Genomic DNA, 10,856 nt, shown 5'->3' on the forward strand with positions numbered 1-10,856 from the left:
GCAGCCGGGAAGAAGGGGCGCGAGGCGACTAGCGGTCGTCCTCGGGCTCCTCGTCGTCGTAGTCCTCGTCGTCCTCGGACTCCTCGTCGTCCTCGTCCTCGTCGAGGTCCTCGTCCTCGTCGGACTCCTCCTCGTCTTCGTCCTCGTCGTCGAGCTCGTCCTCGAGCTCCTCGGCTTCGAGCGTCATCGTCACCGCGAACTTCTTGCTCAGGGTGGCGATCTGCGCGCGCATCTCCGTGAGCGCGGCGACGAAGTCCTCGGAGAGGTTGGCGGGCGCCTTCGCGTCGCAGTGGGGGCAGACAATCTTCTCCGTCCCCTCGATGAGGTCCTGGGCTTCCAACTCGAAGCTGGCCTCGCACTTCTGGCAGGTGAAGTCGATGCTCATGGTCGGGCGCGGCATACAAAGCCGGTGAACATGCTGTCAACGCCTGAGACGGGGGGGCGTAGAACGGGCGGGGAGCTTCCACTACGTTTCGCCAGATGGACCTGCCCAAGACGATGCTGCATGCGCTCCATGACCAGGCCGCGCGGCTGGAACACCGCCCGGCGCTCTGGTCCCGCCATGGAGGCGCCTATGTCCCCACCTCGTGGTTCGACTATGCCCAGCGCGTCAAGCGCTTCGCCCTGGGGCTGCACGCGCTGGGGTTCCAGGACGGCGACCCGCTGGGCATCCTGAGCTTCAACCGCGAGGCGTGGCACGTCGCGGACCTGGGGGCCATGGCCCTGGGGGGCGTGCCGGTGGGGCTCTACACCACCAGCAGCGTGGACCAGCTCGTCTACATCCTGGGCCACTGCGAGGCGCGCTTCCTCCTGGTGGAGAACGCGAAGCACCTGGCCACCGGACTGGAGGTCCAGAAGCGGCTGCCCGCGCTCAAGCACCTCATCGTGGTGGACGCGCCCACGCCACTGCCCGAAGGCGTGCTGCGCTACACGGACGTGCTGACCTCCGGCGCGAACGCGGACGAAGCCCCCTACTGGGACGGCGTCCACGCGCTCCACCCGGACGCGCTGGCCACGCTCATCTACACGTCCGGTACCACCGGCCAGCCCAAGGGCGTGGCGCTCAGCCACCGCAACCTCGCCTGGACGTCCAAGCAGCTGGGCGACACCATGGGCTTCCAGGACATGGAGGACGAGCGGCTGGTGTCGTACCTGCCGCTGTCGCACGTCGCGGAGCAGATCGTCTCCCTGCACAGCCCGCTCCTGATGGGCACGCAGGTGTACTTCGCGGACTCGCTGGATGCCCTGGGCAAGAACCTCACGGAGGTGCGCCCCACCGTCTTCTTCGCGGTGCCGCGCGTCTGGGAGAAGTTCAAGACGAAGGCGGAGGAGGGACTGGCCGCGCAGCCGCCCCTGAAGCGCCGGCTGGTGGAGTGGGCCCGCGCGACGGCGCTGGAGCGCAACACGCGCATCCTGAGCCAGGAGCGCGTCCCGTCGTTCATGGAGGCCAAGTTCGCGCTGGCCCAGCGGCTGGTGTTCCAGCCGTTGAAGACGCGCATCGGCCTGGAGAAGGCGAAGCTGTTCTCCACCTCCGCGGCGCCCATTGGCCGGGACGTGCTGGACTTCTTCGCCTCCATCGACGTCGTCCTGCTGGAGGTGTGGGGCATGACGGAGGTGTCCGGCCCCGCCACGGTGAGCACCGCCGAGTGCGCCCGGATGGGCACGGTGGGCCGCCCCATGCTGGGCGTGGAGGTGCGCATCGCGGAGGACGGGGAGATCCTCGTCCAGGGCGGCAACGTGTGCCTGGGCTACCACCGCAACCCGGAGGCCACGCAGGAGCTGCTGGCGGACGGGTGGCTGCACACGGGCGACGTGGGGCAGCTGGACTCCGAGGGCTTCCTGCGCATCACCGGGCGCAAGAAGGAGATCATCGTCACCTCCGGCGGCAAGAAGACGTCTCCCGCCAACATCGAAGAGCTGCTCAAGGCCGTGTCCCCCGTGGGCCACGCGCTGGTGGTGGGGGACAGGCGCAACTACCTGGTGGCGCTGGTGACGCTGGATCCGGACCGGGTGCGGAAGCTGGCTCGGGAGAAGGGCTGGCCGGAGGACCTGGCCACGCTGGTGAAGGACGCGCGGCTCCAGCAGCACCTGCAGGAAGCCTTCGAGCGGGACGTGAACCCGAAGCTGTCGCGCTTCGAGACCATCAAGCGCTTCCGCGTGCTGCCGGGGGAATTCTCCATCGACGGTGGGGAGCTCACGCCCAGCATGAAGATGCGCCGCAAGGTGGTGGAGCAGAAGTACGCGGACGTCATCGAAGCGCTCTACCGCGAGCCCGGGGCCGCCGCCGCCCACGGGTAGGCAAAGCGAAAGGGGCGGGGGACTCAAGCTTCGAGTCCCGCGCCCCTACGTGCTTCAGTGGCTGCTACCGCCACCGGCGACTACTTGCCGGTGCGCTTGTCCTGGGCCACGTAGTCGCGGCGCGCGGCGCCGGTGAAGACCTGACGGGGACGGGCGATCTTCTGCTCGTTGTCCGTCACCATCTCCTCCCACTGCGCGCACCAGCCCACCGTGCGGGGGATGGCGAACAGGACGGGGAACATCTCCGCCTGGAAGCCCATCGCCTCGTAGATGAGGCCCGAGTAGAAGTCGACGTTCGGGTACAGCTTGCGCTTCACGAAGTACTCGTCCTCGAGCGCGATGCGCTCCAGTTCGAGCGCGATCTCCAGCAGCGGGTTCTTGCCCGTCACGTCGAAGACCTCGTCCGCCACGCGCTTGATGACCTTCGCGCGCGGGTCGTAGGACTTGTAGACGCGGTGGCCGAAGCCCATGAGCTTCTTCTCGCCCTCGCCGCCCTTCACCTGCTTGATGAACTCCGGGATGGCGGACTTGCTGCCAATCTCGCGGAGCATGCGGAGCACCGCCTCGTTGGCGCCGCCGTGCAGCGGGCCGTAGAGCGCGCCCACGCCCGCGGCGACCGCGGAGTAGGGGTCCACCTGCGAGGAGCCCACCGTGCGCACGGACGTGGTGGAGCAGTTCTGCTCGTGGTCCGCGTGCAGGATGAAGAGCACGTCCAGCGCCTTCTCCAGCGTGGGGTGCACCTTGAAGGCGCTCGTGCCGATGCGCTTGATCATCGCCAGGAAGTTGGCGACGTAGGACAGGTCGTTGTCCGGGTAGACGAACGGCAGGCCCATCGCGTGCCGGTACGAGAACGCGGCCAGGGTGGGCATCTTCGCGATGAGGCGCGTGATCTGGATCTCACGGCTGCGCGCGTCCTTGATGTTCTTCGCGTCCGGGTAGAACGCGGACAGCGCCGCCACCGTGGAGCCCAGCATGGCCATGGGGTGCGCGTCGTAGCGGAACCCGTCGATGAAGGACTTGATGTTCTCGTGCACCAGCGTGTGGTGGGTCACGTTGAACGTGAAGTTCTCCAGCTCCTTCTGCGTGGGCAGCTCGCCCTTCAGCAGCAAGTAGGCCACCTCCAGGAAGGAGGACTTCTCCGCGAGCTGCTCGATGGGGTATCCGCGGTACTCGAGGATGCCCTTGTCGCCGTCGATGAAGGTGATGGCGCTCTTACAGTTCGCCGTGTTCAGGAACGCAGGGTCGTAACCCATCAGACCGAAGTCGTCGCTGCCGGTCTTGATCTGGCGCAGGTCGGGGGTGCGGATACAGCCGTTCTCGATCGGGATCTCGTACGTCTTCCCGGTCCGATTGTCGGTGACGGTCAGCGTGTCCTTGGGCATGGGCGGAGATTTCACAGGGCGGCAGACGCTTTCAACAAAAAAGAACGATAAGTCCTAGAGGCGAAGTTTCCGGTCCGCGCTCCCGCTCAGGAATAGCGGACGCCGGCCCGCGCGAGCTGCCGCCAGAAGCCCGGGAAGCTCTTCTCCACGCACTCCGGCCCCGTCAGATCCAGAGGCACCCCGGACAGCACACACAGGGTGGCCGCTGACATCGCCAGGCGGTGGTCACCCCGGCTGTCCATGGCGAAGCGCGCGGGCTTCACCTTCGGCGGGAGGATGCGGAGCGACTCACTGTCGGCTCCGGCCGACAGTTCCGTGGTGCCGCCGTAAGCCGCCACCAACGTGCGGATGCCCTCCAGCCGGTCGCTCTCCTTGACCCGCAGGATGCCCACGTCGCTGAGCGTGGTGGGCCGGGGCAGCACGCACGCGAGCGCCGCCAGCGTGGGCAGCAGGTCCGGGCACTCCTTGCCCGTCGCGCGCAGCTCACCCGTGGCTTCGCCCTCGAAGCGCCACGTGTTGGGCGCGCCCGAGGGGAGCATCTTCAGACCCACTTCAGCGGCCAGCCGGAGGATCGCCTGGTCCGGGTGGGCGCTCTGGGGCTCCGCGCGCTCCACCGTGCCGCCCGTGCGCCAGGCGATGAGCACCAGGTAGCCCAGCGACGACCAGTCGCCTGGCAGTGATGGGACGGATTCGGGCGCCTGATAACCCGTGACGGAATAGTGACCTTCGGTCTGCTCCACGGTGAAGCCGAAGCGGCGCAGCCACGCCACCGTGAGGTCCATGTAGCCGGCGCTGGTGAGCGTGCCTTCAATCTCCACGCTCCACGCGCGCTTCTCCCGGAGGAAGCGCTCCGCGCAGCCCAGCAGCAGGCTGGAGGCGTACTGGCTGCTCTGCGCGCCCGGCACCCGGAACACCGGCGCGGCCTTCGTGGTGTCCTGGGGCGCGTGCAGCTCCACCGGCCACGGGGCGCCTTCGGTGAGTGTCAGGCCCGCGGGGCCCAGGGCCTGCTTCAGCGACGTGAAGAGCGGGCCGTGCGGGCGCTCGCCCAGGCGGGGCGTGCCGGTGAAGCGCACGCGCGCGCCGGGCGTCACCGCGGCCTGCGTGACGAGGATGCGAAAGGGGGCGCCGCCGTCCGCGCAGTCCACGTCGCGCACGGGGCCCGCGGGAAGGCGCAGGGCCTCCACGCCCCGGCGCAGCACGCGCACGTCGGCGGGGAGGTCCTCGTCCGATTCCGCCTGCACCGACGGCAGCGGCCAGGCGCCCGTGAGGTGTCCCAACACCAGGGCTCGCTGGGCGTCCGACTTCGACACGGGCGGGGTGAGCGGTGAGGCGCTCAAGGCGCTCGGGTCGACGGTGAGGCGGCTCGGCGAGGCGTGGCTCAAGGGCGGGCTCCACGGGTCCAGGCGGGCCACAGGGCCCGCCACGTCTTCGGCAGCACATCCACGACTTCGGCGGTGCCCACGGCGGTGAGCAGCACCATGCGCAGCTCGCCGTTGGCGCCGGCCTTCTTGTCGGCGTCCAGGAGCGCGACCACGTCCTTCAGCGACGCGCGCTGGGCGATCTCCGCGGCGCGGTCGCGGCCGAGCACGCCCGGGCCTCGGGCCAGCGCGCGCTCCACCTCGTGCGCCACGGGCTCCGGGGTGATGCCCAGGTGCCGGCCCACGTCCAGGGCCCACAGGATGCCCAGGCCCACCGCGTCGCCGTGCGACAGCTTGAAGCGCGACAGGCTCTCCAGCACGTGGCCGAAGGTGTGGCCGAAGTTGAGCACGCGGCGCAGGCCCTGGTGCTCGTAGGGGTCCTTCGCGCAGACGCCTTCCTTCAGGCCACGCGCGTCCTTCACCAGCTTCTCCAGCTTCGGCGGCGTGCGCACGTAGCGTTTGAAGAGGGGCGCATCCAGCGACGCGACCATCTTCCACGCCTCGATGGAGCCCTCGCGCACCTGCGCGTCGGACAGCGTGGCGTACAGCTCCGGGCACAGCCACGTCTCATCCGCGTAGTGGAAGACGCCCGCGGGGTTCTTCACCACGCGGCCGCGCACGACGAGATCCACCGCGCCCTTGCCGCCCAGGCTGCTGTCCACCGCCGCGAGCAGCGTGGTGGGCACCTGCATCAGCCGCACGCCGCGCTTGAGCAGGTGCGCGGCCACGGTGGCCACGTCGCCCACGGTGCCACCACCCACGGCGACGAGCGTGCCGGAGCGCGGCAGCGTGATGCCGCCCGCGAGCACCTTCTGGAGCGAGATGAGGCTCTTGGCGCGCTCACCGCCGACCAGCTGGATGATGGCGCGCGGCTTGCGGGCCTCGATGGCGGGGATGAGCGTGGGGTGGAAGCGCGCGACGGTGCGGTCCACCACGGCGACGCTGCCTTCGGGCAGCCGGGCGGCGAGCTTCGTGAAGGAACCCCAGCGGTCGTTGGGGGGGCTGTAGGAACCGGGAGGAAGCGGGCTCATGCGGAGTGGGGGCGGGCGTTGAGTTGCTGGACGAGGTCGGCGATGACGAGCGACACCATGGCCTCCAGCACCGGGACGGCGCGGGGCATGATGCACGGGTCGTGACGGCCGCCCTTGGCGTGATCCGCCAGCGTCGCGGGCGGCTTGAAGAAGGCGCGCACCTGCATGGGCTCACCGTTGGCGAGCCCACCCTGGATGCCGCCGTATGCGTCCTTCACGGAGTGGAACTTCGTGCCGGGCTGGCCAAGGCGCTGGAGCAGATCCGGCGGGCCCCACACGACACCGGTGACGGCGCCAATGCTGCCCAGCGCCTGCGCGATGAGCGCCTTGAGCTTGCCGAAGATGGGCTCGCCCAGGCCGACGGGCAGGCCCTCCACGCGCACGTCGATGGATCCGCCCAGGCTGTCCCCGGCCTCCTTCGCGGCGAGGATCTGTCGGGCCATCTCTTCACGGACGGCTTCATCCGGGCAGCGGGTGGGGTGCGCGTCCACCATGGCGCGGGTGAGGCCCGGCGCCGGAACGGGAGCGACCAGCTCACCCACCTGGGAGACGTAGGCCACGGTGCTGATCGAAGGCAGGTCGCGCGCGAGGTACGCCTCCGCGATGGCGCCGCCGATGACGCGGCAGAGCGTCTCACGTCCGCTGGTGCGGCCGCCGCCCCGGTGGTCGCGGTGCTTGTAGCGCTCGCGCCACACGGCGTCCGCGTGACCCGGCCGGTCCACGCTGGCCAGCTGGTTGTAGTCCTGCGAGCGCTGGTTCGCGTTGCGCACGATGGCCGCGATGGGCGTGCCCAGCGTCTTGTCCTGGAAGACGCCGGAGAGGATCTCGACGGTGTCGGGCTCGTTGCGCGGGGTCACCAGGGCGGACTGCCCGGGACGCCGGCGGTCCAGCGCCGCCTGGATCATCTCGCGCGTGAGCGGAACGCCCGCGGGGCAGCCGTCGATGACGGAGCCCAGCGCGGGACCGTGGCTTTCGCCGAAGGTCGTCAACCGGAAGAGGGTGCCAAAGGTATTCATGTCGCCGTTTCCCAGAGTTGTCGCTGCCGCCGGGCCTGGGCGACGAACCACGCCGCACCTAGCAGGAGAGGGGTGCCCCCGCGGCGAACGATCTCCGCGGCGACGCGCCGGCCGGGAGCACCGTATGCGATCACCGCCACGCGTGCCCCCTGGAATCTCAGGTTTTCAGGGGCGGCCACGCGGTCCGGCCACGTCCAGACCCAATCCCCGGACAGCGGGGCTTGTATCTCCGCGCGCTTGACGACCCGCAGGGCAAGCCCGTGTTCAGCGGCCACCAGCCGCAGCGCTTGCGTGGAACCGCCGTCGCCCAGCACCGCCACGTCCTTCGAGCCCAGGCGCTTGAGCACCGCGCGCGCTCCTTCCGTGTCGGTGTTGAAGGACTCCCACCGCGAGCCCCGGCGCACCAGCGTGTTGATGGCCTCCAGCGACGAGCCCGTGTGCTTCGCGAGCCGCATCTTGAACGGGCTCGTCACGGCGAAGCCCGCGTAGTGCGGCAGCATCGCGTCCACCACCGCCTCCACCGGTGCGTCCTCGGCCAGGTCGATGCGGTCGAACGGCTGGCGGTGGATGCGCGGCGAGCGCGAGTGCGGAATGGCCGTGCCCAGGATGCCCAGGCGGAGCGCGTGCGGGTCCTTCGCCTTGCGGTGCTCGCGCACCACGTCGTCCAGCAGGCGCTGTCCCGGGGCCGCCGTCCACGGGCCGCCCATGGCCACGTACTCCAGGCCGTTCCTGCGCGAGAGCACCGCGCGCGCCGGGATGGCGACGGGGCCCATGCCCAGCACGGTGACTCGCTCGGCGCCGAAGCGCTGGGACAGCGCGGCCTGCGTCTCCAGCAGCACGTCCAGGTGCGCGGGCCCGTCCATGGGCTCCACGTGCTTCACCAGCGCGTCCGGCGGAATGGGGCGGGACCAGCGCCGGAGCGCCTCCGCGGTCGTCAGCGGTCCTTCCGCGTGGTGCGACGCGAGCAGCTTCCCCGGCGGCGCGTCCATGTCCTGCGCGCGCTCCACGTCGCGGTCCACGCGCCACGCGGCCTGGACCCACGGCGCGGGCAGCGGCTTGCCCCGCTCGGAGACGAGCAGCGGCATCACGCGGGCGAGCGCGTCCGGATCGATGTCACCGGGCGCGTGCAGGTCGGTCCGCACCTCGATGACGTCCGCGCCACGCTTGAGGCCGTCGCGCGCGAAGGTGACGGCATCCGCGCCGGTGAGGGTGGGGGGCAGGGTGATGATGCGCCGGGTGGCCATCATGCGGGCTCCTGGGCAAGACAGCCCCGGAGGAAGTCCGCCAGGGAGATGGTGGGGACGCGGGCGTGCATTGCCTCGCGTTCATGGAACAGCGAGTGGAGCTCCTCCTCCAGCGACACATCCGTGCGCAGCCGCGGGCGCGTGGTGTCCGCCATCAGCCGCTCGCGGTACGTGTCGAAGGTGACGGGGACGACGAGCGTGAAGTGCCCCGCGAGCGCCTCCGGATGGTGCGACAGGAAGCCTCCGCCCACCGCCACCACGCTGCCTTGGGGCAGAAGGCCCAGCGTCTCGCGCTCGGCGGCGCGGAAGGTGGTGGGGGACTCCGCGACCCAGGAGCGGAGCGGGCGCCCGTGCCGGCGCTCCAGCTCCGCGTCCAGGTCCAGGCCAGAACGTCCGAGCAGCTTCGAGACGAGCGGCAACAGGCGCGTCTTGCCGGCCGCGCGGTGGCCCGCGATGACGACGGTCTGCTCGCCCACGGGGCGGGGGCAGGGCCCCGGGGACGAAAGAGCCCCCTGGAGCACCTGCTGGAGTCTGGGGTCTACCGACGCGACGACTTGCGAGACAAGGAGGCGCCGCGCCTCAACGGACGGTTCCGACATAGACGTAGGCGGTTCCAAACAGCAGGGGGTGGGCGGCGCGCTCGGAGTAGGCGCCGGCCTGGTCCATCAGGGAGAGGAAGCGCTCGCCGGCGGGGAAGGCCGCGGCGGTGCGGGGCAGGTACTGGTACGCCGCGCGGTTGCCCGTGAGCAGGCCGCCAATCGCCGGCATCACCGTCTTGCTGTAGAACCGGAACAGCGCGCCGTACGGGCCCGTGGGCTGGCCGAACTCCAGCACCACCACGCGGCCTCCGGGGCGCACCACGCGCGCCATCTCCTGGAGGCACTTCACCGGATCATCCACGTTGCGGATGCCGAAGGAGATGGACGCCACGTCGAAGCTGTTGTCCGGCAAGGTGAGCGACATGGCGTCCTGCACCTGGAACTCCACGTCCAGGCCCGCCTTGGCCGCCTTGGCCGGCGCGCTCTCCAGCATCTCCGGGCAGAAGTCCGTGCCCACCACGCGGCCCGTGGAGCCCACCTTGCGCTTGAACGACAGCGCCAGGTCGCCCGTGCCGGTGGCGCAGTCGAGCACCTGGCTGCCTTCCTTCGCGCCGCTGAGCTTCACCGCCGTGCGCCGCCACAGCCGGTGGATGCCGAAGGAGAGGACTTCGTTCGTCACGTCGTAGCGCGTGGCGATGGAGGAGAACATCTGACGGACTTCGGTGCTCATCGCGCCCCCGCGATCTGTGCCGGCCCCGCCGGCGTCCAAAGGTGACGGTCCACCGCGGCGAGCACGCCCGGCAGCCGTTGCATCAACGTAGCGAAATCCCCGGGCGACATCGCCTGCTGACCGTCGCACAACGCCTGCTCCGGCCGGGGATGGACTTCAATCAACAATCCATCCGCCCCGCAGGCCGCCGCCGCCAGCGACATGGGTGCGATGAGCGACGGGATGCCCGTGGCGTGTGACGGATCCACGATGACCGGCAGGTGCGTGCGCTCCTTCGCCCACGCCACCGCGGCCAGGTCCAGCGTGTTGCGCATCGCGGTCTCGAAGGTGCGGATGCCGCGCTCGCAGAGCATCACCTGCTCGTTGCCGCCCGCCAGGATGTACTCGGCCGCGTTGAGCCACTCCTGCACCGTGGCGGACAGCCCGCGCTTGAGCAGCACCGGCTTGCGCAGCTTCCCCAGCGCGCGCAGCAGCCCGAAGTTCTGCATGTTCCGCGCGCCCACCTGGAGGATGTCCGAGTGCTGCGCCATGAGGGGCAGTTGCTCGGTTTCCATCACCTCGCTGATGATTGGCAGGCCGTGGCGCCGTCCGGCGTCCACCAACAGCTTCAGCCCCGGCTCCCCCATGCCCTGGAACGCGTACGGACTGGTGCGCGGCTTGAACACGCCCCCGCGCAACAGGTGCGCCCCCGCCTGCGCCACCGCGCGGGCCGCCAGTTCCAGCTGCTCCGCGCCCTCCACCGCGCACGGCCCCGCCATCACCACGAAGCCGGGCCCACCCACCTCCACGGCCCCCACCTGGACGCGCGTGCCGGCTGGACGCGCTGCGCGAAGGACGCGGTGTGCACCCGGGTCACGCCGCCCGGCTGGGTCGTCTGGTTGCTGGCCTCCCACGGCGGCTCCCTCGCTGGAGTTACTGGAATTCAGATCCCATGGAGTTCAAGCGGTTTTGAACTCCTTGGTGCATGTATAGCCGAGATCGCTTAGAAGACAATCGAAGGTGATGTCACTCGCATCCCCCGAGGTTCAGGAGAATGGCTGATGACGCCGCTCAGTCCCGCTGAGGGCCCGCGATGGGTCGCCGGGATGATGCCCCTGCCTGGAGTGGATCCATTGGCCGGGGCGGGCAGCCTCGGCGTTCCTTCCGTGTACTGGGAGCGGCCGGTGGCGCGCGAGGCGGTGGCGGGGTGGGGCGAGGC

The 10,856-nt window shown here is 70.2% G+C and carries 10 protein-coding genes; 1 reads left to right on the plus strand and 9 read right to left on the minus strand.

From position 1 onward, the window contains the following. Positions 1–28 precede the first annotated feature (28 nt). Positions 29–385, minus strand: a complete 357-nt coding sequence (locus tag D7Y21_RS08550; protein ID WP_233591831.1) for a hypothetical protein — start codon at positions 383–385, stop codon at positions 29–31. 95 nt (positions 386–480) lie between these two features. Here D7Y21_RS08550 and D7Y21_RS08555 point away from each other — a divergent pair, with 95 nt between their 5' ends. Next, the gene (locus D7Y21_RS08555; RefSeq protein ID WP_199735383.1) at positions 481–2,298 is read left to right on the plus strand and encodes a long-chain fatty acid--CoA ligase; all 1,818 of its coding nucleotides are present in this window, start codon (positions 481–483) and stop codon (positions 2,296–2,298) included. Between the two features lie 80 nt (positions 2,299–2,378). On the opposite strand, the gene D7Y21_RS08560 is transcribed toward D7Y21_RS08555, so the two are convergent. The 8 genes from D7Y21_RS08560 to aroF all read right to left on the minus strand — a co-directional run bounded on the left by D7Y21_RS08560 (position 2,379) and on the right by aroF (position 10,551). Continuing rightward, positions 2,379–3,680: a citrate synthase gene (locus D7Y21_RS08560; protein WP_120566154.1), complete on the minus strand. Its 1,302-nt coding sequence runs from the start codon at positions 3,678–3,680 to the stop codon at positions 2,379–2,381. Positions 3,681–3,766: 86 nt separating this feature from the next. Further along, entirely contained in the window at positions 3,767–5,062 is a 1,296-nt protein-coding gene (locus D7Y21_RS08565) for a 3-phosphoshikimate 1-carboxyvinyltransferase (RefSeq protein ID WP_120566229.1), read from the minus strand. Next, a complete protein-coding gene (locus tag D7Y21_RS08570) occupies positions 5,059–6,129 on the minus strand; it encodes a 3-dehydroquinate synthase family protein (protein ID WP_121712437.1) in 1,071 nt (356 codons plus the stop codon). The genes D7Y21_RS08565 and D7Y21_RS08570 overlap by 4 nt, the downstream gene beginning before the upstream one ends. Next, the gene (aroC, locus tag D7Y21_RS08575) at positions 6,126–7,145 is read right to left on the minus strand and encodes a chorismate synthase (protein WP_121712440.1); all 1,020 of its coding nucleotides are present in this window, start codon (positions 7,143–7,145) and stop codon (positions 6,126–6,128) included. The genes D7Y21_RS08570 and aroC overlap by 4 nt, the downstream gene beginning before the upstream one ends. Continuing rightward, positions 7,142–8,392, minus strand: a complete 1,251-nt coding sequence (locus D7Y21_RS08580; protein ID WP_121712442.1) for a shikimate dehydrogenase — start codon at positions 8,390–8,392, stop codon at positions 7,142–7,144. Before D7Y21_RS08580 ends, aroC begins: the two co-directional genes overlap by 4 nt. Then, complete coding sequence (locus D7Y21_RS08585; RefSeq protein ID WP_233612027.1) at positions 8,389–8,865, minus strand: shikimate kinase; 477 nt, start codon at positions 8,863–8,865, stop codon at positions 8,389–8,391. Before D7Y21_RS08585 ends, D7Y21_RS08580 begins: the two co-directional genes overlap by 4 nt. 103 nt (positions 8,866–8,968) lie before the next feature. Further along, on the minus strand, positions 8,969–9,658 hold the full coding sequence (ubiE, locus tag D7Y21_RS08590; protein ID WP_120566149.1) for a bifunctional demethylmenaquinone methyltransferase/2-methoxy-6-polyprenyl-1,4-benzoquinol methylase UbiE: 690 nt from the start codon (positions 9,656–9,658) through the stop codon (positions 8,969–8,971). Continuing rightward, positions 9,655–10,551 carry a 3-deoxy-7-phosphoheptulonate synthase gene (aroF, locus tag D7Y21_RS08595; RefSeq protein WP_083892159.1) on the minus strand — a complete coding sequence of 299 codons (897 nt, stop codon included), beginning with the start codon at positions 10,549–10,551 and terminating at the stop codon, positions 9,655–9,657. Before aroF ends, ubiE begins: the two co-directional genes overlap by 4 nt. Between the last annotated feature and the right edge of the window lie 305 nt (positions 10,552–10,856).

The sequence above is a fragment of the Corallococcus sp. AB045 genome (assembly GCF_003668895.1).
In the GTDB taxonomy this organism is placed as follows: Bacteria; Myxococcota; Myxococcia; order Myxococcales; family Myxococcaceae; genus Corallococcus; species Corallococcus coralloides.

Coding starts and splice junctions, on each gene's coding strand:
- D7Y21_RS08550 (WP_233591831.1), bottom strand. CDS start 385: ATGAGCATCGACTTCACCTGCCAGAAGTGCGAGGCCAGCTTCGAGTTG.
- D7Y21_RS08570 (WP_121712437.1), bottom strand. CDS start 6,129: ATGAGCCCGCTTCCTCCCGGTTCCTACAGCCCCCCCAACGACCGCTGG.
- D7Y21_RS08560 (WP_120566154.1), bottom strand. CDS start 3,680: ATGCCCAAGGACACGCTGACCGTCACCGACAATCGGACCGGGAAGACG.
- aroC (WP_121712440.1), bottom strand. CDS start 7,145: ATGAATACCTTTGGCACCCTCTTCCGGTTGACGACCTTCGGCGAAAGC.
- D7Y21_RS08580 (WP_121712442.1), bottom strand. CDS start 8,392: ATGATGGCCACCCGGCGCATCATCACCCTGCCCCCCACCCTCACCGGC.
- ubiE (WP_120566149.1), bottom strand. CDS start 9,658: ATGAGCACCGAAGTCCGTCAGATGTTCTCCTCCATCGCCACGCGCTAC.
- D7Y21_RS08555 (WP_199735383.1), top strand. CDS start 481: ATGGACCTGCCCAAGACGATGCTGCATGCGCTCCATGACCAGGCCGCG.